Origin of the sequence: Mesorhizobium sp. B1-1-1 (genome assembly GCF_006442955.1) — a bacterium.
GTDB lineage: Bacteria > Pseudomonadota > Alphaproteobacteria > Rhizobiales > Rhizobiaceae > Mesorhizobium.
Genome location: NZ_VFWW01000002.1, coordinates 1 through 24,905, shown reverse-complemented (window position 1 = coordinate 24,905; position 24,905 = coordinate 1). Strand labels below are relative to the sequence as shown.

Sequence of the window (24,905 nt, the reverse complement as noted above, 5' to 3'; positions counted from 1 at the left end):
CCAAAAGAGGCCGTGCCGTTGACGATCACCGCACCGGCTGAGCCAACGAATCGTCCAATTGCACCGTCGCCGCCACGCCCTGGCGAACGCGAGGCCGCCTTAGATTTCTCTGCTTTCTCTTTTTCACTTGACGCGGTTCTTCGTTTGAAAGCGCACCCGTCACGCAGTCGACCACGTTGAACGCAACAAAGTCCGCTTCCAGTTGCTCGGCGAGGCCCGCCGCATCCGCCCTGGGCTTGTCATGGGTATCGTGCCAGAGCGCGATTCCGATGCGTGCACGCGGTGCGAGTCGCCTCAAGCGCCTCACGACGAACACCGCGTGTTTGAACGAATCGCGGTTGAGGAAGCCCACGACGACTGCGTCGCGAGCTTCAAGCGGAAGTTTCCGGATCCGCGCGGGGAGGAGGTCACGGTGGCTCGCGGCCGCGCAATCCGCACCCTCGATCGAAATGACCTGCGCGAGCATCGCAGCGGCCACATCGTCGAGGTCTCCGCGCCCGCCGATACACAGCACTGACTTCCCAGCACCATCCGGGAGATCAGGCGCAAACTCGGCTTGATCCTCATTCTCTTCGCCCGGATCCCCGCTCGCGCCTTCTTTTTCCGCGTGCTCGTCTTCTTCCTCTTCTTCTTCCTCCGCGGCGATCTCGTTGAGGTTGGCCACCAGGGTGCGGGCGTTTTCGGCAAGGTTCGCCAACTGACTTGCCGTCAGTGCGCCCCGAGCCCGGTCCTGTTCACCAAGCAGCAACGCCGGAATCGCAACCGTGCTGTGGAACTCGATCAGGTATTTCTCCTCGAGCATTTCTTCCGCGTTGTCGGTGGCTTCGTCGATATCGTCGGCAAGAAGCCGCTGGTACAGACGCTCCTTCGGGTCAAGCACCGGCTCATCGCCAAACAGGATCTGCAGGAATTCGAACTGGGGCACGTGCCGTCCAAGCACGACAAGGCAGACGGTCAACGGCGTCGACAGCACCAAGCCGACCGGGCCCCATAGCCAAGCCCAGAAAACGGCGGCTACGATGATCGCCAGCGGCGAGAGGCCCGTGTGCGAGCCGTAAAGCCAGGGCTCGACGATGTTGCTGATTACGAGCTCTGCCAAGATGAAGAGAGCGCCAGTCCATACCAGTAAGCTCCAGCCGGGAGCCACTGCGAAGGCAAGAAACAAAGGTATCACCGCCGCGATAACCGGACCGATAAAGGGTACGAAACGCAAGACAACGGCCAACATGCCCCATAGCAGGGCATTGGGAATGCCAAGAAACCAAAGACCTATCGCAAGGGGCACGCCGTAGACGATGTTCACGACCAATTGCATGAGCAGATATTGTCCGACGCGACTGCCTGCATCCTGCAATGCCTGGGTCGTGCGATGGAGATCGCTGTAGCCCACAAGGCGGATGAATCGATCCCGCAATTCTTCACGCTCGAGCAGCATGAAAATCACCACGATGATGACAAGGCCGGTCGTGGCGAGTGGTCCGATCAGCGGCTCGATGATGTTCCTCAGCGTCTCTATCGGACGCTGGGGCGAGAATATCTGAACCAGAAGCGGATCCTGCTGCTTCGTGGTTTGCTCCACATCTGCCTGCCCGCTGGATTGGGATTTGTTTATCTCAGTGTTGACGCGCTCGAACACCTTGCCGAGCCGGCTGATAAGGCCGTCTTCGGATCCTGTTTCTTTCAAAGTCCGAATCTTCTCGAGGATGTTGGATTGGTATGTCGGAATGTCCTGCGCGACCTGGCTCACCTGCGTGGCAACGATCAGGCTGAACAGCGACACGAGGACGAAGGCCGATGCAACCGCGCCAAGCACAGCGATCATTCGCGGCAGCTTCAACTTTCGGAGCAAAGAAACAATCGGCGCCAACGCAAATGTGAGAAGGACCGCTATTGCCAATGGCAGCAGGACCTCCTTGGCGACGTAAAGAATGGCGACGGTAGCAATCATCGCCACGACGGTTGCCAACTTCGATGTCATAAAAGCAGGGGGCATGATGGGACCTATCTGCAATCTCGCGATTTAGAGGACGGCCATGGCCTAACCGCGCAAAGCGTGCGCTGGTCCATATACTGGCACCTCCTCAGCTTCTGGCCAATGACCTGGTTCGTTACACCGCATGTGTGATGATCTCGAACTTTTGCAGGGCATGTAGCCCAAAGGTGTGGATCATCGGACATCTGCAGCGTCCCTCGCAGGCCCAAAAGATTTCTTTGGCGGCGTGCTTCCTACCCGGCTGGCAATGACCAAGGTCATCACGCATGGCGTGACCGGCGCGTCCGTATTTCGGCCTGGTGACTGGCCAGCGGAATTCGCTGAACGGATCAGCGCTGCGGTTTTGCCGGGCTACAACACGTTCTCCCGAGCCGACACTTTGAAAGCGGCGGATTGTCGGCCGCAGCCGACGCTACCGTGCATTTTCAGCGAGAGGATCCCGACGAGGGTGCCATCACGCGCTACACGGCGGTTACGCGGAAATCCGTTTAGCGATGATCAAGGGAGTGATTGACGAACTCAAAAGCAGGCACCGAAAACCGGTCGAAGCTCGAGTTTGGAAAAGGGCGGCAAGCCGATCGTCGATGGCGAACTCGACTTGGATGCGCTCTCGATGGGGTCGCCGGTTCGACGGCAGACGGCCGTCATATCGGCTTGCCTGGAATCAAGGAACATGGGGGGGAGTCTTTTGTTCGGGAGTTACAAAACCGGATCGATGGGAGCGACTGAAAATGAGACAAGACATTGTGGCTGGCGCGAAGTTCCCCGACTACGTTCTTCCCGACCACACCAAGACACCACGGCGGCTGTCGGACCTGCAGGGCGACCAGCTGATGATCGTGATGCTGACGCGTGGGTTCTTCTGTCCGAAAGACCGGCAGCAAATGCTCGAACTGGTGCGGTTTCACTCGCAATTGGTCGTCGGCTACACACAGCTCGTCACGATCACCACGGATGATTGGCATACGACCAACAATTACCGCCAGCAGACCTCCGCGCCCTGGCCCTTTCTTTATGACGAGGAACGGCTCGTGCAGAAGGACCTGGACATCAAGGAATACACCGACACCACGCACGACGTGATGATCCCGCACACGATCGTGCTCGGGCGGGACCTCGAAGTCTTCAAGGTCTATAACGGTTACTATTACTGGGGCCGCCCCTCCACCGCCGAATTGCACGCAGAACTGCGCGAACTGGCGCAAAGGACCTATCGCGACTGGGACATCACCGAACCCGAGCTGCGGGAGAAATGGAAGAAAGGCGATAAATCCGACTTCTACCCCTATGGCGGGAATTCCATCTCCATGGACACACTCATGCTCCAGATGGCCGGCGCGGTCGACCAATATGCCGGTCGGGCAAAGAGAAGCTGAACGGAGGAAGCCAGCATCGCTCGCGGCGGTCTTCTCCCAGTCACGCTTTTTGTCCAGCCGCGCTTGGTAAACGAACCTTTTTCCGATCCGGGCCTGCTACTGGATTTCCGCTTCCGCAACAGGGCCATCCTTTTCTATCTCGGAGAGCTTTCGACGCTTTCGCTGCGCGAAATCCTGCGAATCTCGCACGTCTTCGTGACGCATATGCACATGGATCACTTCGGCGGTTTCGACAGCCTGAGCAGGCTGTCGCTTTACAGAGCAAGCCCGGAAGTCCACGGTCAAAATTTTATTGAGCAAACCAGTTGTTTAGAGGAAAGCCGATGGTACCGTTGGCTGGGATCGAACCAGCGACCTCCGGATCCACAATCCGGCGCTCTAACCAGCTGAGCTACAACGGCACGTTTGCCTGAGCGGGATCGGCGGAACGTAGTCCCCTCGAGTGCTCTGTCGTTCGGCGATGCGTCCTTACGGGCTTATGGATTTTAATTCAAGGCTTTTGCAAAGCAAAGGTCACTTGCCCACATGGAAGCGGATCTGCGGACAAGAAAAAGGCCGGCGGGAGGAGGTGCCGGCCTTTTCCTGTTACGAGCCAGCGGGAGGAGGTGCTGGCTGGTCACCCCGGAGGCGGAGGGAGGAGGTTCCGCCGACCGGGTATTCGTTGATGGCTGCCATCATACACACGATCATTTCGAAGAAAATGCGACCTTTTGTTACATCTTCTGATCATGCGCAAATATTAGGCGGCCTTGATGTCCTTCATCGCCTTCTCGAAAACGGTCTTGATCGGCTTGGAGACATCCTCGGCCGCCTTGGAGGCGACGGTCTGGAACTCCTTGGCTTGCTCGACGGTCATTTCGACGCGCTTGCGCAGGAACGCGGTCTGCAGCTCCACGACTTCCGACAGCGATTTGGCGCCGATCAGCGCCTCGAGATGCGAAAAGCCCGCTTCGGCATTGGCGCGCAGTGCGGCAACGGTCTTGAGCGACAGGTCGCTGGAAACGGTCTTGGCGGACTCGTATGTGGATTCCAGGGCCTTCTGGGTCTCCTCGGCGCCAGTCTTGAGCTTGGCGTAAGCCTCCTTCGACTGCTCAACGCCCTTCTCGGCGAAAGCGCGGATCTGGTCGGTGGCCTTGGAAGCGTCAAAGCTCGGGAATTCAACGTTTTCGATGGTCTCGGCAGTCTTGGTCCTGGACATTTTCCATCCTTTTCAGCGGTAGCGGCTTTGACGGAAAGCCGTCTCGTTCATGTATGATGGCAATATAAAGGCAATTTTTGTGCATTGCAATATCTTTGTTGCACTGCACCATAGATTCCCGTCTCGGCCGTTAACCAAGAGCCGAAATTCAGGCCTATGCACGTTCTGGCTTGTGGACCTTCGCGCCGCCGGCTTTTATTAACAAAGCGTTAACTGCAAAAATGCCCGCTGCATGAGGATTTCGCCAGCGCATGCCGTCCGAATATTCCTTTCTCGACGTCGCCGTGCTCGACGCGGTCCGCCAGCGCTTCGCCGCCGGCAACGCGATCGCGATCCTGTCGGCGAATCTGGAGCAAGTGATCTGGGCCAATGGACCGGGTGCCGCGGTGTTCGGCTATCCCGACATCGAAAGCATCATCGGCGCCGAGGCACGGCTGCCGCTGATCGCCCGCCGCCAGATCATGGCAACTAGTGGATTTCCCGACATCGGCAGCGACCGAAGCATCACGGTCAGGCTGGCGACCGGCATGACCAGCCGCGCCATCGGTTTCCTTGCAAGTGCTGTGGCGCTGCCCGACGGCGAGAACGCCATCATGCTGGCGGTGCCGGCGGCCCAGACCGGCTCGCGCAGTGCGGCCGAAATCGCCGGCAGGGCCATCAGCGGCTTCACGGAAGATGGTCATTTCATCGCCTTCATCGACGCCAGCGGCAATGTCGAAGCGGCATCGGAGAGCTTTTCGCAGCTCGGCATCGAGCCCGCGACGCTGGCCGCGCTGGTGGCCGACGTCGCGAATGAGAGCGACCGCATCGTCAAGCGCCTGGTCCCGGGCGGCGGCACATCCTATCCGGCGGGCCTCGCCCGACTGACGCCTGAGCGGCATTTGCTGGTGGTGATCGACGAAAACAGACTCGACGACGGTGCGCTGGCGGAGGGAATTCCAGCGGCCGAGCGTTCCGAAGGATCTGACCGCTCACAGGGCGTCGCCAAGGACATCTCGGAACCGGAGGCACAAGCCGCTGCCAAAGCGGCCGTGCAGGAGCCGGCGTCGGCAGAACCCGGACAACCGGCGGCAAGCGGTACGCCGGCACAGCACGACCATTGGTATTTCAATGCCGGCGAGGACCGGAGGCATGCGCGCGGCCCAGCCGCGCCGGATGCCGAAGCTGCACTTTCGCCGGCTGCCGCCGAAGGTCCAGCCGAGAACGCGAAGCACGATGTCCAGCCTCTACCTGGCCTGGCAGCCCCGGCCGCCAGGACCGTGGATCGCACGGCGGCGCCGATGCGTTTCGTCTGGCGCACCGACGCCGAGGGCAGGTTCAGCGCGCTGTCGCCGGAATTCGCCGACGTCGTCGGCAAGCCGGCAGCGGATGTCATCGGCCGGCGCTTCAGGGACGTCGCGGCGGCCTTCGGGCTGGATGCGTCCGGCGAGATCGCCGGTCTCCTGGAGCGGCGCGACACCTGGTCCGGCCGTTCCGTGCTCTGGCCGGTCGTCGGCACGGACCTGAAGATCCCCGTCGACCTGGCGGCCCTGCCCGTCTATGGCCGCAGCCGTGCCTTCGAGGGCTTCCGCGGTTTCGGCGTCGCCCGCGCCGGCGACGCCGTCGTCGATCCTGAAGCGATCGGCATGGCGCTGGTGCCCAACAGCGAGGCACCCCCGGCGTCGGAACCGGTCGAACCCGCACCCGAGGAACCGAAGACCGAGGAGTTGAAGCCATCGGACCCGTTCCGGGGCGAGGTGCCGGCGCTGACCATCGTGCCGAAGCCTGAACGCCGCTTTGCCGACAAGGTGATCCGTCTGGCCGAACATCGCCAGCCGGCTAACGACAAGGGTCTGTCGACCCTGGAACGCAGCGCCTTCCGCGAGATCGGCGAGCGGCTGAAGAAGGAAAGCAGCCCGGCCGAGCCGGAGGCCGAAAGACCGGGTCCGGACAATGCCGGGCAACCGGAGGCGGCAACGCCGGCGGGGCCGTCCGAGAAACCAGCGGACGCCCGCAAAAACCTTGCGCCAAAGGGCGAAGCCGCACCGGCCGAGCCGTCCGAAACCGATGTCGATGCCGAGGATGCAGAGGACCTCGCCCGGCTCGATGGCGAACGGCCGGACAAAACGGCTGATGAGGAGCCCGCCGACACGGTAGCCGGAGTGACGGGTTCGCTGCTCGACTATGCCGAGCGGAGCGAGGAACCAGCGCCGATCGCCGACAACAATGACGAGACCCCGGCTTCCGAACCGGCGGCGGCGCGGACGGAACGGGAGAGCGAAGAGCCCGTCGCGGCGGCAGGCGAACCGACCGTCGCCGGCGCCAACGATGACATTGCCGACGACGAGAGCATGACATCGGCCGATTTTCGCGATGCCGAGGACAGTGAGGACTGGGTCGGGGACGAGGAAGCGTCCGCGTCCGATGAGCAGGCCGCAACCGCCGAGGGGGCCGCCGGCACAAGCGACGCGGTGGAGGCTCCGGTCGAGCGGCCACGCCTCAAAGTGCCTCCGCTCAAGCTCGAAGGGTTCGTGCCGTCGGCCTTTGCGGTCGGAGACGAGAGCAAGGCTCCCGACACCTCGCTCCTGAGCAAGCTGCCCGTGCCGCTGCTCATCCATTCCGGGGATGAACTTCATTACGCCAACGAGGAGTTTCTCGTCCTGACAGGCTATGAGACGCTCGATGAACTGGCGGATGCCGGCGGGCTGGGCGCGCTGTTTGCCGATCCCTATGGCCATGATGGCGCCGCCGAGGGCGCCGACCGGGCGTTGCGGCTGAAGACGCATGGCCGGCAGGAATTTCCAATCGAGGCTATCCTGCGCTCGGTGCCGTGGCGCGACGGCAAGGCGCTGATGCTGGTGGTGCGCCGTTCGGGCGAGGATGAGGCACCGGCGGCACTGCATGCGGCCGGCGACGAGCAGACGCAGCCCGATATTTCCGAGCTCAAGGCGCGCATCGCCGAGATGCGCACCATCATCGATACCGCCACCGACGGCGTCGTGCTGATCGGCCGTGACGGCGCGATCCGTTCCATAAGCCGTCCAGCCGAGGCGCTGTTCGGCTTCGATAGCGACGACGTGACCGGCAAGCCGTTCGCCTCGCTGTTCGCCATCGAAAGCCAGCGCGCGGCGCGCGATTATCTCGACGGCCTGTCCGAGCCCGGCGTGGCGAGCGTCCTGAACGACGGCCGCGAAGTCATCGGCCGCGAGGCGCAGGGCCGCTTCATTCCCCTGTTCATGACCATCGGCCGGCTGCCCAACGACAGCGGCTTTTGCGCGGTAGTGCGCGACATCACGCAGTGGAAGCGGGCCGAGGAGGACCTGACCCAGGCGCGTGCGGTGGCCGAGCGCGCCTCCTCGCAGAAGACGGATTTCCTCGCCCGCATCAGCCACGAGATCCGTACGCCGCTCAATGCCATCATCGGCTTTTCCGAACTGATGGTGGACGAGAAATTCGGGCCGGTGGCCAATGACCGCTACCGCGATTACCTGCGCGACATCAACCGATCGGGCAATCATGTGCTCGATCTCGTCAACGACCTTCTCGACATCTCCAAGATCGAGGCCGGCCAGCAGGAAATGGCCTATGAAGCGGTGTCGCTCAACGACACACTGGCCGAGACGGTGGCGATGATGCAGCCGCAGGCCAACCGCGAGCGCGTCATCATTCGCTCCAGCTTCGCGTCGCGACTGCCGGAAGTGGTGGCGGACCTGCGCAGCGTGCGCCAGATTGCCCTCAACATCCTGTCGAACGCCATCCGTTATACCCAGGCCGGCGGCCAGGTGATCGTCTCGACCGCCTATGAGACATCAGGCGATGTCGTCATGCGCGTGCGCGACACCGGCATCGGTATGAGCCAAGCCGAGATCGAGCAGGCGTTGAAGCCGTTCAAACAGATCAATGCATTGAAACGGGGGCGCGGCGACGGCACCGGTCTCGGCCTGCCGTTGACCAAGGCGATGGTTGAAGCGAACCGCGCCCGTTTTATCATCACCTCGACGCCCGGCGAAGGAACCCTGGTCGAGATCGCGTTCCCGTCGACGCGCGTGCTTGCGGAATAGGCAAGCTCCCGTCCATCCAACCGCCTGAAAAAGAAAAGGCGCCCAACAGGACGCCTTGAAAGATGGGATTTGCTGTCACAACGGGGGCTTGAGCGAATTCAGATCCTCCGGGGGCTGAGGAACGGGATTTCTCCCTCAAGTTACGTGCGACTATCGACGCCGGGCCTTAACAAGTCCTTACCAGGTCCCGAAAAAATTTACGAATGTGTACCACTCGTGAAATCTAGGTAAATTCGCGCGGCAGATTTGATTAACCATGCCGGGCGGGGCGGTCACTCGGCCAATTGCGGCAGGTTTCTGAACAGCTCGAGCGCCTCGGGATTGGCGAGCGCCTCCTTGTTCTTGATGGCGCGGCCATGCACGACGTCGCGCACCGCAAGCTCGGTGATCTTGCCCGATTTGGTGCGAGGAATGTCTGACACGGCCACGATCCTGGCCGGCACGTGGCGCGGGCTAGCGCCGGCGCGGATTTTCGCCCGGATGCGCTTCTCCAGATCCTCGTCGAGCTGAACGCCGGCGGCCAGCCGCACGAACAGCACCACACGCACGTCATTGTCGAAATCCTGGCCGATACAGAGCGCCTCCAGGATTTCCGGCATCTGCTCGACCTGATTGTAGATCTCCGCCGTACCAATGCGCACACCACCCGGATTGAGCGTCGCGTCGGAGCGGCCGTGGATGATCATGCCGCCATGAGCGGTCCACTCGGCGAAGTCGCCGTGGCACCAGACATTGTCGAAGCGCTCGAAATACGCAGCCCGGTATTTCTTGCCCTCGGGGTCGTTCCAGAAGCCGATCGGCATTGCCGGGAACGCCTTGGTGCAGACTAGTTCGCCTTTCTCCTGCCTGACCGGCTTGCCGTCGTCGTCCCAGACGTCGACAGCAAGGCCGAGGCCTGGTCCCTGGATCTCGCCGGTCCATACCGGTTCAGTCGGGACGCCGAGGACGAAGCAGGAAACGATGTCGGTACCGCCGGAGACCGATGCCAGATGCACGTTCTTCTTGATCCCGTCGTAGACGAAGCGGAAATCCTCGGGCGACAGCGGCGAGCCCGTCGAGGAGATGGCGCGCACGGTCGACAGATCATGGCTTTGGATCGGCTTGAGGCCGGCCTTGCGTACCGAATCGATGAATTTCGCCGAGGTGCCGAAGAAGGTCATCTTCTCGGCGTCGGCGAAGTCGAACAGCGCATTGCCATTGGGGTAGAAAGGCGAGCCGTCATAGAGCAGCAGCGTCGCGCCCGAAGCGAGGCCCGACACCAGCCAGTTCCACATCATCCAGCCGCAGGTGGTGAAGTAGAAGAAGCGGTCGCCGTCGAACAGGCCTGCGTGCAGGCGATGTTCCTTGAGGTGCTGGATCAGCGTTCCGCCGGCCGAATGGACGATGCATTTGGGGATACCGGTCGTTCCGGACGAGAACAGGATGTAGAGCGGATGCGCGAACGGCAGCCGCTCGAAGGTGACCTGCCTGACCGCGAAGGGCGACAGCGCCTCTTCCATCGCCACGGCCTTATCGATCGTATCAGCGACATCGGCCGAGGTGCCGAGATAGTCAACGACCACCACCTTGCGGACAGTGTCCAGCTTTGCCGCCACCGCGGCGATCTTGTCGGCGACCTCGATCGCCTTGCCGTTGTACCAGTAACCATCGGGAACGATGAAGACGACGGGTTCGATCTGCCCGAACCGGTCGAGAACGCCCTGCTCGCCGAAATCCGGTGAGCAGGACGACCACACCGCGCCGATAGAGGCGGTCGCGAGCATCGCGGCGACTGTTTCCGGCATGTTGGGCATCATCGCAGCGATACGGTCGCCTTTCTTGACCTTGAGCGACAAGAAGAGTTGCTGGAAGCGCGAGGTGAGCGCATGCAGTTCGTTCCAGGACAGCCGGCGCTCGACCTTGTCCTCGCCGCGAAACACGATCGCCTCTCCTGCTCCGGTCTTCTTCAGGAGGTTCTCGGCGAAATTCACCATCGCGTCGGGAAAGAAGGCCGCTCCCGGCATCTTCTCGCCAGCGACGAGCACACGCTCGCTTTCGGCGCTGCCCTTGTCGCCGACGATGCCGCAAAAATCCCAGACCAGGCTCCAGAACGCTTCGCGGTCCGCCACCGACCAACGGTGAAGGTCGGCATAGGAAGTCACGGATATGCCGCTTTTTGCAGCGGCGGCCTTCATGAAGGCGGTCAGCGGCGCAGCGTCAATCTGGTCCTGCGTCGGGGTCCAGAGTGGTACTTCGGCAGCCATGATGGGTCCTCCCAGGATCGCCACCGCTTATGCATATTGCGCCGCAGCAGAGCAAGATTTTGTTCGGCCGAGGCGTCCAGATGTGCGCAAATGCCATCGCCGGGCCATAAAGACTTGAAATGCCTCGACCCTAAGTCGTAGTGACGACTAGAAGTCGTAGTGACGACTGGAAGTCGTGGTGACGACCGGGTTTACACCCGCCGGACGATTTTTGTCGGAACGAAAGCATACGGGGCGATATGCCATCATCTTTGATCCGACGCGGAACATGGGCGATCGGCGCTGCCGTGATCGTCATCGCGCTGGTGGTCGCCGCCCTGCCGCTGATCGCTTCGACGCGTATCGTGCGCGATCGTATCGCCTGGGAATTGAGTGCCTGGAGCGGTTTCCGGGTTGCCATCGAAGGCTCGCCGCGCATCGAGGTCTGGCCGAACTTCCGGGCGATCCTGACGGATGTGACGCTTTCGAAGTGGACCGACGTCGACGCACCGCCGGTCGTCGAGGCCGAACGGGTCGAGGTCGACCTCTCGGCCATGGCGGCGCTGCGCGGCGACGTGGTGTTTTCCACGGCGCGGCTGGTGCGGCCGACGATCAGGGTCCAGCGCACGGCGAGCGGCCTGTTCCTGCCCACCGCTCCGACCGGCGGCCGCATCGCACGCGCCATCGACGTGGCGCGCGGCGTGGTCGGTGCGGACCCCGCCAAACCCGATCTTGACAAGCTACCGGCCGACACTTTCGGCACGGTGGAGTTCAGGGACGGCCGCATGGTGGCGTCCGTCAACGGCAAGGACGAAGAGGTGCTGAGTAGCCTGAGCGGCCAGGCGACATGGGCGGCGATGAACAGCAATGCGACGCTCTCGGCGACCGGCATCTGGCGCGGCGAAAGCGTCGCCGTGGATGCCGCATCGCCGAAGCCGCTGGTGTTGTTTGCCGGCGGCATGGCGCCGCTCACCCTGTCGTTCAAGGCGGCGCCCGCCACCTTCTCCTTCGACGGCACGGCCAGCATGTCCGAAAACGCCTATTTCGACGGCCAGGCCAAGTTTTCAGCGCCCTCGTTGCGGCGTGTGCTCGAATGGTCGCAGGCCGATATCGCGCCGGGCGCCGCGATCGGCTCCGTCAGCATCTCGAGCAAGGTGACCGCGACGGCGGGGCGCGTCAAATTCGAGAACACCGCACTCTCCCTCGACAATAACCCAGGCATGGGTGCGCTGGACCTGTCGCTTGGCGACGCACAGCCGGTGATCTCCGGCACGCTCGCCTTCGACACGCTCGATCTGAGGTCGTTCCTGTCCGCCTTCACGCCGCTCGGGCCGGCAAGCGGGGCAGGTCCAAGCGAAGTCGACACGAATTTCGCCGACCGGGTCAATCTCGACCTCAGGCTGTCGGCGGCGCACGCCACGGCAGGCTCCATCCAGCTTGCCGACGTCGCCGCCACGGCGCAGGTCAAGGATGGCCTGTCCGTTTTCGACATTTCCGATGCCTCGGCCTTTGGCGGCAACATCCAGAGCAGCCTTCGCTTCGACCGCAAGCCCGAGGGCAGCCAGGTCGAGATCCGGCTGCTGGCTTCCGATATCGATGGCGGCGCTTTCGGCACGGCGGCCGGGATGACGCGGTTGGTGCCGGTCGGCACGGGGACCGTGTCCGTCATCCTCAAAGGGCCGGGCAGGACCTGGGACTCGATCTTTGAAACCGCCGACGGCTCGGTTTCGGCGACCTTCGGGCCAGGCGCGCTCAGCAAGTTCAACCTGCCGGCCTTTCTCAAGCATACCGAACAGGGCGGCTTCTTCGCACTTGACGACGTCTCGGACGGGACACTGCCGATCGATGGCGCCGAACTGAAGGCCACCATCTCGAAAGGCGTGGCGAGGCTGGACAAGGCCGAGGCCAATTCGGCGAAATACAAGATCTGGCTTTCCGGCATCGCCTCCTATGCCGGACGGGGGCTGGCGCTGTCAGGCGGTGTCATCCAGCCGGACCAGGTCGCCACGCAGGCAAACGGCCAGCAAGGCCCCAAGCAATCGTCCTTCTTCGTTGGGGGGACATGGAGCACGCCGTTCATTTCGCCGATCAACCGCGGCGTGTCGGGCGAATAAGCAGCCTTTCGGCCTCGTTGTTCAAGCATGATCTCTGGACAAACGGAACCGTTTGTCCGCGAAAACCGGTTCCCACTTTTCGGGATCATGCTCAGCCTATTCGGGCATGATCTCGCCCGAAAACCGGTGCCCACTTTTCGGGATCATGCTCAGCCGCGTTGGGCGGCCTGCTCGTCGCGATGGCGCTGGACCTCGCGACGCTTATTGGCAAGCGAAGCGACGATGACGCCGACCGCGACGACCGCGATCAGAATGGTGCAGGCGGCGTTGATCTCCGGTGTCACGCCGAGACGAACCTGGCTGTAGATCTTCATCGGCAGCGTGGTCGCACCCGGCCCCGAGGTGAAGCTGGCGATGACCAGGTCGTCGAGCGAGAGCGTGAAGGCAAGCATCCACCCCGACACGATCGCGGGCAGGATGACGGGCAGCGTGATCTGGAAGAATGTCTTGACCGGCGGCGCGCCGAGATCCATCGCCGCCTCCTCGAGCGAGCGGTCGAAAGATACGAGGCGCGACTGCACGACGACGGCGACGAAGCACATCGTCAAGGTGGTGTGTGCGAGTGTGACGGTGAGGAAGCCCCGGTCGAGGCCGACAGCGACGAAGAGCAGCAACAGCGACAGGCCGGTGATGACTTCGGGCATGACCAAAGGCGCGAACACCATGCCGGAGAACAGTACCCTGCCCCGGAAACGCGTGTAGCGTGTCAGCGTCAGCGCCGCCAACGTGCCGAGCACGGTCGCCGCCGTGGCCGAAATGACGCCGACGCGCGCCGTCACCCAGGTGGCGTCCATGAGGCCCTGATTGTGGAACAGCGACACGTACCATTTGGTCGAAAAGCCGCCCCAGACGGTGACCAGCTTGGATTCGTTGAAGGAGAACACGATGAGCAGCACGATCGGCAGATAGAGGAAGGCGAAACCGAGCACGATCGAGGTGATGTTGAAGCGGCTCCAGCTGCTGTTCATTTGTCCTGCTCCTGCGCCTTCGCCTGGGCTTGCTGGAAGATCATGATCGGGACCGTCAGCAACAGCAGCAGGATGACCGCAACGGCTGAAGAGACCGGCCAGTCGCGATTGGCGAAGAACTCGTTCCACAACGTCTTGCCGATCATCAGCGTCTGCGAACCGCCAAGCAGATCGGGAATAACGAATTCGCCGACCGCCGGAATGAACACCAGCAGGCAGCCGGCGATGACGCCGGGCAATGACAGCGGGAACGTGATCTTCCAGAATGCACTGGTCGGCGGACAACCAAGGTCCTTGGCCGCCTCGATCAGCGAATAATCCATTTTTTCCAGCGACGAATAGAGCGGCAGCACCATGAACGGCAGGTAGGAGTAGACGATGCCGATGAAAATCGCCGTATAGGTGTTGAGGATGACCAGCGGCTGGTTGATCAGATGCAGCGACAGAAGCAACTGATTGAGCAGCCCCTCGGGCTTCAGGATGCCGATCCAGGCATAGACCCGGATCAGGAACGAGGTCCAGAACGGCAGGATGACCAGCATCAGCAAGGTCGGGCGGATCGTCGCCGGCGCGCGGGCCATGCCGTAGGCTATGGGATAGCCGACGATCAGCGTCAGCACGGTCGAGATCGCCGCGATGATCAAGCTGGTGACATAGGCGTTGAAGTAGAGCGCGTCCTGCGTCAGCCAGGCATAGTTGTCGAAGTTGAGATCGCGAAAGCCCGCGAAGAAGCCGGAGACGCCATCGCTGAAATCAAGCACCGGCGTATAGGGCGGCATGGCGATCGCCGTCTGCGACAACGAGATCTTGAAGACGATGATGAAGGGGACGAGGAAGAAGAACAGCAGCCAGAGATAGGGAATGAAGATGACGAGACGGTTGACGAAGCCGGCGCCCAGCCGCGCCAGCAACGGTTTTGCCGCGGCCGGTAGGGCGGCGTCGGTGGCGGCGATGTCGGACATGTCAGCCCCCTACCGCGTCAGTACGACGCCGGCATCCGGCCGAAAAGAGACCCAGGCGCGGTCGTTCCAGGTCAGCGGGTCCTCGGTGATGCGCGCCGCGTTCAAGGCGCTTGCCCGCACGAGTTGCCCGTCGTCCAGCCGGACGTGATAGACGGTCATGTCGCCGAGATAGGCGATGTCGTAAACCTCGCCCTCCAGCGCATTGACGCCATCGGCCGGCTTCTTGGACGACACCTTGATCTTCTCCGGCCTAATCGCGAAGACGATATCGGCGCCCGCGGCGGCGGCATTGCCGGCATTCTCGACGAGGATCTGGGCGCCGGTCGCTCCGGTGATGCGCGCCGTCTTGTCCGTCCGTTCGGCAACCTTGCCCTCGAACATGTTCACGTTGCCGACGAAATGCGCGACGAAGCGCGACGCCGGGGCCTCGTAGACTTCCGCCGGCGTCGCGACCTGCATGACCTCGCCCTTGTCCATGATGGCGATACGGTCGGCCATGGTCATGGCCTCTTCCTGGTCGTGGGTGACAACGACGAAGGTGAGGCCGAGTTCCTGCTGAAGGTCCATCAGTTCGAACTGCGTCTCCTCGCGCAGCTTCTTGTCGAGCGCGCCGAGCGGCTCGTCGAGCAGCAGCACCTTCGGCCGCTTGGCGACCGAACGGGCGAGCGCGACACGTTGGCGCTGGCCGCCGGAGAGCTGGTGCGGCTTGCGCTTGGCGAACTGCTCGAGCTTGACCAGCTTGAGCATCTCGGCGACGCGCTTTTCGACGTCTGGCTTGGCCATCCCTTCCTGCTTGAGGCCGAAGGCGATGTTGTTCTCCACCGTCATATGCGGAAACAGGGCATAGGACTGGAACATCATGTTGACCGGCCGGCGATAAGGCGGGATGCCGCGCAGATCCTGGCCGTCGAGCAGGATGCGGCCGGCCGTCGGCTCCTCGAAGCCGGCGAGCATCCTGAGCAGCGTCGATTTTCCGCAACCGGAGGCGCCGAGCAGGGCGAAGAACTCGCGCTCGAATATGGTCAGCGAGAGATTGTTGACGGCGGTGAAGTCGCCGAACTTCTTGGAGACGTTGTCGAACTGAATGTATGGCTTGGCGTTCGGATCGTTCCAAGGCGCGAAATCCCTGCGGATGCTGCCAAGCGATTTCATGTGCCACTCCGCTGCTGTTTTGCCCCATCGAAAAGAAGGAGACCCGGCAGGGTGACTGCCGGGCCTCCTCGGACTGACTACTGACCGGTGACGATTTTGGTCCAGGTGCGCGTAATGACGCGCTGGGTCTTGGGATCGTAGGGCGAGATCGTAAAGAGCTTCTGCAAGGTCGCGGCGTCCGGGTAGACAGCGGGATCCTCCAGAAGCGCCTTGTCGACGAATTGTTGGGAAGCCTTGTTGCCGTTGGCATAGAGCACGGCGTTCGACGATTTGGCGATCACCTCCGGCTTCATCATATAGTTCAGGAACTCATGCGCCTCGGCGACATGCGGCGCATCGGCAGGGATTGCCATCTGGTCGAACCACATTTCGGCGCCTTCCTTCGGCACGGCGTAGCCGATCTCGACGCCCTGCTTGGCCTCCTCGGCGCGGTTGCGCGCCTGGAACACGTCGCCCGACCAGCCAACCGCCAGGCAGATATCGCCATTGGCCAGAGCGTTGATGTATTCGGAGGAATGGAACTTCCTGATGTAGGGCCTGATCTTCATCATCAATTCCTCGGCCTTGGCAAAATCGTCCGGCGACGTGGTCTCAGGATTGATGCCGAGATATTTGAAGGCGGTCGGGAAGATGTCGGTCGGCGAATCCAGGACATAGACGCCGCAATCCTTCAGCTTGGCCAGCTTTTCCGGATTGAAGAACACGTCCCAGCTGTCGATCTTGTCGGTGCCGAGCGCTGCCTGCACCTTCTTGATGTTGTAGCCGAGGCCGACCGTGCCCCACATGTAATTGATCGAATATTCATTGCCCGGATCGTATTTGGCGGTCCGTTCCGAAACCGTGTCCCACATGTTGGAGAGGTTCGGCAGTTTCGACTTGTCGAGCTTCTGGAACACGCCGGCCTGGATCTGGCGGGCAAGGAAATTGCCGCTCGGGACGACGACGTCATAGCCGCTGCCGCCGGCAAGCAATTTGGTTTCCAGGATCTCATTGGAATCGAACGTGTCGTAGACCACCTTGATGCCGGTCTGCTTGGTGAAATCGTCGATGACCGAGGGGTCGATATAGTCCGACCAGTTGAAGACATTGACGACGCGGTCCTCGGCGTGGCCGCCGAGCGTAAAGAGCGCCAGAAATGCCGAAGTCGCCGAAAGCCAGAGCGCTTTGCGGATCATGTTATTCTCCTTTGTGAGTGTTCCATCGCCGGCGCGTCGCGGTATCCGCGCGGCCGGGCATTTGCTTCAGACTATTGAGCTTTCCAGGAGGCGACAAGCGCCAATTGCCGCGCCGCCGGCTGTCGCAAGCGATGCTCGCGCGCCACTGTCCTGGGCTGGAAGGAGTCGCCGCATCGTCAGAAGCTTTCGCCGCCGCGCAGGCAGAAATACTGGAATATGATCCGGTCTCGATCGGGTCGCCGGGGAGACTTGGCAAGATAAGCCTGTCTTGTTGTTGCCGTGGTCCCAGCCTGCCCGCGCGGCAGCGAACTTGTCAATGGCAAAGCTAGGGCGCCGCATCAATTCGGCGACGGCACGCCGGTGACCCCTGCCCTGACTGGCCGCGTCTGTCGCTTGAACTCCAGTCCGATATGGACGAGCAGCGCCGTGACCACCACCGCGCCGCCGACGATGGTGCGGCCCGACGGGACCTCGGAGTGGATCAGCCACACCCATATCGGCCCGAGGATCGGCTCAAAGGTGCCTAGCAGCGCGGCAACGGCGGCCGGGATCAGCCGCGCGCCGGTGGCGAAGAAGGCGAGGCCAAGACCCAGATTGACCACCCCGAACACGAAGAGAAAACCCATGTCGATGCCCGATACGGCGAAGGTCGAAGCCTGCGAGGCGGCAAAACCCGCCGCCAGGATCGTGCCGAGGCAGGTCGCCGGCGTCATGCGCACGCTGGAAAAGCGCCGGGTGATGACCGTGGCGATCGAGAACATGACGGCGATCAGCAGCGCCAGCCCGTCGCCCATGGGCGAAACGGCGCCATCCAGCGATTCCGACACCATGATGGCGACACCGGCGATGACGGCGGCAATCGCCAGCCAGGTCGCGACCGCCACTCTTTCGCGAAAGAGCGCCCAGGCAAACAGCGCCGCAAGCAGCGGCACGCCGGCCTGCATCAATAGGATGTTGGCGACGGTGGTGTAGGCAAGCGCCACGACAAAAGAGGTCGACGCGGTGGCGAAGCAGAAGCCCACGGCAAGGCCGGGCAGGCCCATGCCGCGAAACGACCTCAGCATGCCGCGCCAGCCGTCACGCCAGACCATGAAGCAGAGCAGGAAGGCGGCCGCCCACACGGAACGCCAGAACACCACCGTCCAGCTGTCGCCGGCGGTGATGAAGCGGGCGATCGTGCCGCCGAAACTCCACATCAATGCCGACAGGAACACGAGCAGGAAGCCGATGCGCTCCTCCCGCTGCGGGACGGTCGATGAACGAGCGATCGGCGATGATGCTGTGTCGGTCATGGGTACGACTGTCGATGTTTGAGAACGGCACAATGCGCAAGGGACGACAAAAACGTACCTCATTCGCGTAACGCAAAGGCGCGGGCCCGGCGTGATCCAGAGACCGCCGGCGATTGTGGCAAGTCCGCCTTGCGAAGCGTCACTGGAAATCGAAGGCGCTCAGGCCTGTCACCATCTCGTCGAGGCCAAGCGGGCGCGTCACCGGCGGCTCGGCGCGCGTCAGGCAGCCGACGCGCTCGCAAAGCCGGCAGGCGGGCCCGACCGGCGTCGCCGCTACCGCGCCAGCTCCGCCTTTTCCGGCCGTCGGGCCGGGAAGTGCCGCACCGTAGACGATGTCGTCGCGAAAGCCGATGTCGCACCCCAGCAGCAGCGCAGTACGGCGCGGCCGCTCGGAGAACGCGCCTTGCGGCCCTTCCAGCGTGCGGGCGATGCAGAGGAACTCGGCGCCGTCGGGCATTTCCACCGCTTCCACGAAAATCTGGCCGGGCTGGCTGAAGGCGACGTGCACGGGAAGCTTGGGACAAGCGCCACCGAAGCGGCTTTGCGGAAAGCCCAGGCTGCCGGCTTTGCGGAAGCGATTGCCGGCATTGTCGATCTCCAGCATGAAGAACGGCACGGCCGAGGCGCCTTGCCGCTGCAGCGTGGTCAGCCGGTTGGCCGCCTGCTCGAAGGAAACGCCGAAGCGCGAGCGCAGCACGTCGATATCGTAGCGGGCACGAACGGCCGCCGCGTGGAAAGCCTGGTAAGGCATCATCAGCGCATGCGCCGCGTAGCGCCCGAGTTCGAACCGGGCGAGGCGGCGGGCCTCATCTGTGGACAGTTTCAACGCCTGGATCTCGCCGGCTATCGCGACGGTCATGCGGATCAGGCATGCCTCCATCGCCATTTCGCGTAACTGGTCGAACGGCGACAGGCGCTCGGACAGGAACAGGCGCTGCGAATGGCGATCGTAGCGGCGGCGCCAGTTCGGCATGGTGGCGACCGGCAGCACCTTGACGACGATGCCGTATTCGCGCTTCAGCCAGCCCTTCAGCGCAGCAGACAAATCATCGCCGGGATCGAGCACCGAAGTGAATGCTTCCGCCTCTTCCTCGATATGCGCAAAATGGTTCGGCCGACGCTCGAAAATCTCATGCACCTCGTCGATCGGCAGGCGGGCGCTGGAAAGCGCCGTCACCCGCCCCTCGCGCGCAAGAAGCTCGTTGAGATCGGACAGGCGCTCGGCCTGTTCGCGATAGGCACGGAACAGTTTTATCACGGCCGCGGAGGCATTGGGCGCGGCTTCGGCAAGCTCGATCAGTTCCTGGTCTCCCGGCAATTCGCCAGCCAGCAGCGGATCGGCAAACACTTCCCTCAAGGCCGCGACAGAGCCGCCCGCTTCGCCCTGCAGCTCATGCGGATCGACCTTGTAGACGGACGCCAGCTTCAGGATCAACTGCACCGTCAGCGGCCGCTGGTTGCGCTCGATCAGGTTGAGATAGGATGGCGAGATGCCCAGGCCTCCGGCCATTGCCGTCTGGGTCAGGCCCTTGGCGTTACGGATGCGGCGGATACGCGGCCCGGCAAATATCTTCTGGTCGGCCATACGGCTCCTTGACAGGAATTTACATTGCAGTCGCTGCTACGCTTCCATGCGACTTTTTACAATAATCACAAATTTACCTCGCCCGTCTGTCAAACACAATACAGATTTTCCCTTATTCAAGGCCTGATTCTTCGATTTGCATGGCTCTTTTCGCCTCGCACTGTAAATTCCGTCACATCCAAACGCGGCGAGGAATGCCGCCGAGCCGCAAAGAAACAATCCTCCGGAGTAGAGCATGACTGATTTTTACAACCTCGTCCCCTCGGCCCCCGAGGGCCGCTTCGATGGCATCGAACGTCCCTATTCGCCGGAGGATGTGACGCGACTGCGCGGCTCGGTGCAGATCCGCCAGAGCCTGGCGGAAATGGGCGCCAACCGGCTGTGGAAGCTCATCCACGAGGAGGACTTCGTCAACGCGCTCGGCGCCATGTCCGGCAACCAGGCCATGCAGCAGGTGCGCGCCGGGCTGAAGGCGATCTACCTGTCTGGCTGGCAGGTCGCCGCCGACGCCAACACCGCCTCGGCCATGTATCCGGACCAGTCGCTCTACCCGGCCAACGCTGCCCCCGAACTCGTCAAGCGCATCAACCGCACCTTGCAGCGCGCCGACCAGATCGAGACCTCCGAAGGCAAGGGGCTTTCGGTCGATACCTGGTTCGCACCTGTTGTCGCCGATGCCGAAGCCGGCTTCGGTGGGCCGCTCAACGCTTTCGAGATCATGAAGGCGTTCATCGAGGCAGGTGCCGCCGGCGTCCATTACGAGGATCAATTGGCGTCGGAAAAGAAGTGCGGCCATCTCGGCGGCAAGGTCCTGATCCCTACCGCGGCCCACATCCGCAACCTCAATGCCGCACGCCTGGCAGCCGACGTGATGGGCACGCCCACCCTGGTCGTGGCGCGCACGGACGCGGAAGCGGCGAAGCTGCTCACCTCCGACATCGACGAGCGCGACCAGCCCTTCGTCGACTACGACGCCGGCCGCACGGTGGAAGGCTTCTACCAGGTGAGGAACGGTATCGAGCCCTGCATCGCGCGCGCCGTCGCCTACGCTCCCCACGCCGACCTGATCTGGTGCGAAACCTCGAAGCCCGACCTGGCGCAGGCGAGGAGATTTGCCGAGGGCGTGCACAGGCATCACCCCGGCAAGCTGCTGGCCTATAATTGCTCGCCTTCGTTCAACTGGAAGAAGAACCTCGACGACGCCACGATCGCCAGGTTCCAGAAAGAGCTCGGCGCCATGGGCTACAAGTTCCAGTTCATCACGCTGGCCGGTTTCCACCAGCTCAATTACGGCATGTTCGAACTCGCCCGCGGCTACAAGGAGCGGCAGATGGCAGCCTATTCCGAGTTGCAGGAAGCCGAGTTCGCGGCGGAGGCCAACGGCTACACCGCGACCAAGCACCAGCGCGAGGTCGGCACCGGCTATTTCGATGCCGTGTCGATGGCGATCACCGGCGGACGGTCATCGACCACGGCCATGCATGAATCGACCGAGCACGCCCAGTTCAAACCGGCTGCGGAATAGCAAACCAGGGATCTCGGCAAACGCCCAAGGGCATACAGCAAGGAGAAGACCAATGGCATCGATAAGCCGCGTCAAGGAACGGGCCGAAGAGCAGTCGACCACGATGAGCATCGACCAGCAAGCGACGATCCGCATGCTGGCCAACGATCTGCACCGGCTCAACCAGTCGGTGATGAAGGCGGTGGAAGCTGGCGTCTCGGTCGAGCTGGTGCGCTCGGCACGACACCATGGCGGCGACGGCAATTGGGGGGACCTGTTGATCCCGGTCATCGTCACGCAGCAAAGCCATGGCTGATCGAAGATCGCGCAGGCCCGCCTCTCACCTGCGCCGTGTATGCGCAGGTGAATTTTATTTTCATGCAACCAAGGAATGGACAGAGCAGTACAGTACTGTTGCTTGAATTGACTGCTGCGGGAATGCTTTCCCCAGCTTTTTATTTCGGCTTGACAGGGACCGCGATCTCACGCCAATTGTCGCCTGATTTCAACTCTGCATTGAAATGGGACGAGTTTCTTGGCTGACTTGGGTGCCCAGTGAAGCGTGACGACGAAAGCGCGAAACATCCGAATCTGGTGACCCGCGATTCAGCCACGGAGACGATCCGCCAGACCTCGCAGGTGCTCGTTGTCGGCAAGTCCCCGATCAATCGGGTGGTGATTTCCAAGATCGTCGAGCGGTCCGGGCTCAAGCCGATCTCGGAATCACCCGAGATGGCGGCGAAGACCTTGCGCTTGCTGGTCCTGGCCGTGATTGTCCTGGACGGCGGCGCCGATAACAGGGACTGCGACACTCTGATGCCCGGCATCGAGATGTTGCGGCGGGCTTCGGGTAAATCGCTCCCTCCGGTGGTACTGCTTTCAACCAAGAACGGCACGCCGGAGAGCCTTGGCCTTTCAAACGTCGTCGACGCGGTGGTGGCCAAACCGATTACGCCCGAGCGCTTGCAGCCGGTGATTGATCGGCTGGTCAACCGCTGAAGGCGGCAAGCAAGCCTATCCGGCGAGGCTTTCAATCAGTTCGGGCAGTTGTCCGAGATCGGAGATCTGCCGGAAGCGCGGTTCGGCAATGGGCGCTTCGACATGTTCAAGCACCCAGGTCAATTCATGCGGCACATGAACGCCCCAGCCGCCGGCCTCGATGGCCGGCACCACATCGGACTTCAGCGAATTGCCGACCATCATGCTCCTGGCCGGGCCGTCGCCATGGCGACTGAAAACGCGCGCATAAGTAGCCGCGTTCTTGTCGCTGACGATCTCGATCGCGTCGAACAGATCGCCGAGGCCGGACCCGGCCAGCTTGCGTTCCTGGTCGAACAAATCACCCTTGGTGATCAGCACGAGGCGATAGGCGCCGGCGAGCCGTTCCACCGTCTCGCGCGCATGCGGCAAGACCTCGATCGGGTGGCTCAGCATCTCGCGGCCGGCGCCGAGGATCTCCGATATGACCGAAGCCGGGACGCGGGCTTGCGTGACCTCGATCGCCGTCTCGATCATCGACAGCGTGAAGCCCTTGATGCCGAAACCGTAGACGGCAAGATTGCGTCTCTCCGCCTCCAGCAGCCGTGCCGAGATATGTTCCTCTTCGCCGTGATCGGCAAGCATGGCGGCAAAGCGCTTCTCGGTCATGCGGAAGAACTGTTCGTTCTGCCACAGCGTATCGTCGGCATCGAAGCCTATGGTGGTCAGTTCGCCGGTCTTCTGCATCGACGCCTTCTCGTGTGTGAACGAGGCTGAACCTAATCTCGCAGCCGCGATTTTCAACCGCAACGGCCAATGCCGGCTGCTCCCCTTCCCTTCGGTCGCCGGGCACAGCTATACTCCTAAATCCGCAACCCAATCTGGTGAATGATGCCGCCTGCAAAAAAGGAAGTCCGTCCGTCGAACCGCGGAGGGCGCGCCCGCACGCCTGCCTTCGTGAAAAACCTGCGTGGTGTGAAGAACTGGAAGGAAGTCAGCGAATGGCTGGAATGGCGCGGCATCGAAGACATCGAATGCATTACACCTGACCAGGCCGGCGTTGCCCGCGGCAAGATGATGCCGTCAAAGAAATTCACCTCCAACACCTCGCTGGCGCTGCCTTCAGCCGTATTCATGACCACCATCTCAGGCGGCTATCCCGAAGACGGCAACGGCTTCCATTATCCGGAGGACGACGGCGACCTCAAGCTCATGCCGGACCTGTCGACGCTGACGGTGGTGCCTTGGGAGGAAGACCCGACGGCGGCCGTCATCTGCGACCTCGTCCACCAGGACGGCCGTTCGGTGGAATTCACGCCGCGCAACGTGTTGAAGCGTGTTCTGGCCGCCTATGACAGGCGCGGGCTGAAACCGGTGGTGGCGCCCGAGATCGAATTCTATCTGGTGCGCAAAAACCCGGATCCGGATTACCCGCTGACGCCGCCCGTCGGCCGTTCGGGGCGGGCGATCGGCGGCGGCGCCGGTTATTCGATCGCCGGCGTCAACGAGTTCGACGAGCTGATCGACGACATCTATCATTTTTCCGAAAGCCAGGGCCTGGAGATCGACACGCTCATCCATGAAGAGGGCGCCGGCCAGCTCGAGATCAATTTGCGCCACGGCGATCCCGTCGAACTCGCCGACCAGGTGTTCATGTTCAAGCGCACTATTCGCGAGGCGGCGCTGAAACACGAAATCTACGCCACCTTCATGGCCAAGCCGATCCAGGGTCAGCCGGGCTCCGCCATGCACATCCATCAGTCGATCATCGACAAGAAGACGGGCAAGAACATCTTCTCGGCCGAGGACGGCTCGGAAACCGAGGACTTCTTCCATTTCATCGGGGGCATGCAGAAGCATGTGCCGAACGCGCTGGTCATGTTTGCGCCCTACGTCAATTCCTACCGCCGGCTGACGCAGTCCGCCTCGGCTCCGGTCAACAACAAATGGGGCTACGATAATCGCACAACGGCATTCCGCGTGCCGCGCTCGGATCCGGCGGCGCGCCGCGTCGAAAACCGCATCCCCTCCTCCGACGCCAATCCCTATCTGGCAATGGCCGCTTCGCTCGCCTGCGGGCTGATCGGCATCACCAACAAGATCAAGGCCGAACCTCCGGTGCTGACCACCGCCAATGCCGACGAGATCGACCTGCCGCGCAGCCTGCTCGAAGCCGTCGACCTGTTCGAGGGCGACGAGGAACTCTGCGCGCTTTTGGGCAAGTCCTTCGCCGCGACCTATGCGGCGATCAAGCGGGCGGAATTCGAGACGTTCATGGAAGTGATCAGTCCTTGGGAGAGGGAGTATTTGTTGCTCAATGTGTAGGGGAGTAGGGGAGTAGGGGAG

General features: G+C 62.3%; 16 protein-coding genes, 1 tRNA gene and 2 pseudogenes. 8 read left to right on the top strand and 11 right to left on the bottom strand.

The genetic code is table 11. The features are described from left to right. Positions 1-25: 25 nt before the first annotated feature. A pseudogene (locus FJ986_RS03225) lies at positions 26-1,972 on the bottom strand (AI-2E family transporter); the annotation flags it as partial. Between the two features lie 752 nt (positions 1,973-2,724). Here FJ986_RS03225 and FJ986_RS03215 point away from each other — a divergent pair. Further along, complete coding sequence (locus FJ986_RS03215) at positions 2,725-3,369, top strand: redoxin domain-containing protein (protein WP_140498517.1); 645 nt, start codon at positions 2,725-2,727, stop codon at positions 3,367-3,369. Between the two features lie 63 nt (positions 3,370-3,432). After that, positions 3,433-3,603, top strand: a pseudogene (locus FJ986_RS31140) (MBL fold metallo-hydrolase); the annotation flags it as partial. Positions 3,604-3,693: 90 nt separating this feature from the next. On the opposite strand, the gene FJ986_RS03205 reads toward FJ986_RS31140, so the two are convergent. Together FJ986_RS03205 and FJ986_RS03200 are read right to left on the bottom strand one after the other, a co-directional pair. Continuing rightward, positions 3,694-3,770 (bottom strand) — tRNA-His (locus tag FJ986_RS03205). 338 nt (positions 3,771-4,108) lie between these two features. Further along, entirely contained in the window at positions 4,109-4,567 is a 459-nt protein-coding gene (locus tag FJ986_RS03200; RefSeq protein ID WP_140498518.1) for a phasin, read from the bottom strand. Between the two features lie 251 nt (positions 4,568-4,818). On the opposite strand from FJ986_RS03200, the gene FJ986_RS03195 reads away from it, so the two are divergent. After that, a complete protein-coding gene (locus tag FJ986_RS03195; protein ID WP_140673382.1) occupies positions 4,819-8,607 on the top strand; it encodes a histidine kinase dimerization/phospho-acceptor domain-containing protein in 3,789 nt (1,262 codons plus the stop codon). 272 nt (positions 8,608-8,879) lie between these two features. Here FJ986_RS03195 and FJ986_RS03190 read toward each other — a convergent pair whose 3' ends face one another. Further along, positions 8,880-10,850, bottom strand: a complete 1,971-nt coding sequence (locus FJ986_RS03190) for an acetoacetate--CoA ligase (RefSeq protein ID WP_140558066.1) — start codon at positions 10,848-10,850, stop codon at positions 8,880-8,882. A 239-nt stretch (positions 10,851-11,089) separates the two neighbouring features. Between FJ986_RS03190 and FJ986_RS03185 the strand changes: the two genes are divergently transcribed. Then, positions 11,090-12,943 (top strand): AsmA family protein, encoded by a 1,854-nt coding sequence (locus FJ986_RS03185; protein ID WP_140498521.1) that lies wholly within the window; start codon positions 11,090-11,092, stop codon positions 12,941-12,943. 149 nt (positions 12,944-13,092) lie between these two features. Here the strand turns inward: FJ986_RS03185 and FJ986_RS03180 are convergent, their stop codons facing one another. The 6 genes from FJ986_RS03180 to FJ986_RS03155 form a co-directional block, all read right to left on the bottom strand. Next, complete coding sequence (locus tag FJ986_RS03180) at positions 13,093-13,911, bottom strand: ABC transporter permease subunit (protein ID WP_140558067.1); 819 nt, start codon at positions 13,909-13,911, stop codon at positions 13,093-13,095. Further along, entirely contained in the window at positions 13,908-14,873 is a 966-nt protein-coding gene (locus FJ986_RS03175) for an ABC transporter permease subunit (RefSeq protein ID WP_140498523.1), read from the bottom strand. Before FJ986_RS03175 ends, FJ986_RS03180 begins: the two co-directional genes overlap by 4 nt. Positions 14,874-14,882: 9 nt before the next feature. Beyond that, positions 14,883-16,025 (bottom strand): ABC transporter ATP-binding protein, encoded by a 1,143-nt coding sequence (locus FJ986_RS03170; RefSeq protein ID WP_140513400.1) that lies wholly within the window; start codon positions 16,023-16,025, stop codon positions 14,883-14,885. Between the two features lie 77 nt (positions 16,026-16,102). Continuing rightward, positions 16,103-17,200: a polyamine ABC transporter substrate-binding protein gene (locus FJ986_RS03165; RefSeq protein ID WP_140558069.1), complete on the bottom strand. Its 1,098-nt coding sequence runs from the start codon at positions 17,198-17,200 to the stop codon at positions 16,103-16,105. Between the two features lie 338 nt (positions 17,201-17,538). Next, the gene (locus FJ986_RS03160) at positions 17,539-18,492 is read right to left on the bottom strand and encodes a DMT family transporter (RefSeq protein ID WP_140525264.1); all 954 of its coding nucleotides are present in this window, start codon (positions 18,490-18,492) and stop codon (positions 17,539-17,541) included. Between the two features lie 139 nt (positions 18,493-18,631). Next, positions 18,632-20,077: an XRE family transcriptional regulator gene (locus FJ986_RS03155; protein ID WP_140625418.1), complete on the bottom strand. Its 1,446-nt coding sequence runs from the start codon at positions 20,075-20,077 to the stop codon at positions 18,632-18,634. A gap of 235 nt (positions 20,078-20,312) precedes the next feature. On the opposite strand from FJ986_RS03155, the gene aceA reads away from it, so the two are divergent. The 3 genes from aceA (at position 20,313) to FJ986_RS03140 (ending at position 22,580) form a co-directional block, all read left to right on the top strand. Continuing rightward, positions 20,313-21,602 (top strand): isocitrate lyase, encoded by a 1,290-nt coding sequence (gene aceA, locus FJ986_RS03150; RefSeq protein WP_140498528.1) that lies wholly within the window; start codon positions 20,313-20,315, stop codon positions 21,600-21,602. Positions 21,603-21,654: 52 nt separating this feature from the next. After that, positions 21,655-21,897, top strand: a complete 243-nt coding sequence (locus FJ986_RS03145; protein WP_140498529.1) for a hypothetical protein — start codon at positions 21,655-21,657, stop codon at positions 21,895-21,897. A 239-nt stretch (positions 21,898-22,136) separates the two neighbouring features. Further along, complete coding sequence (locus tag FJ986_RS03140; RefSeq protein ID WP_140513394.1) at positions 22,137-22,580, top strand: response regulator; 444 nt, start codon at positions 22,137-22,139, stop codon at positions 22,578-22,580. A gap of 15 nt (positions 22,581-22,595) precedes the next feature. Here the strand turns inward: FJ986_RS03140 and FJ986_RS03135 are convergent, their stop codons facing one another. Beyond that, positions 22,596-23,306 carry an HAD family hydrolase gene (locus tag FJ986_RS03135; RefSeq protein ID WP_140498531.1) on the bottom strand — a complete coding sequence of 237 codons (711 nt, stop codon included), beginning with the start codon at positions 23,304-23,306 and terminating at the stop codon, positions 22,596-22,598. Between the two features lie 141 nt (positions 23,307-23,447). Between FJ986_RS03135 and FJ986_RS03130 the strand changes: the two genes are divergently transcribed. Next, positions 23,448-24,884: a glutamine synthetase family protein gene (locus FJ986_RS03130; RefSeq protein WP_181165364.1), complete on the top strand. Its 1,437-nt coding sequence runs from the start codon at positions 23,448-23,450 to the stop codon at positions 24,882-24,884. Positions 24,885-24,905: the final 21 nt, after the last annotated feature.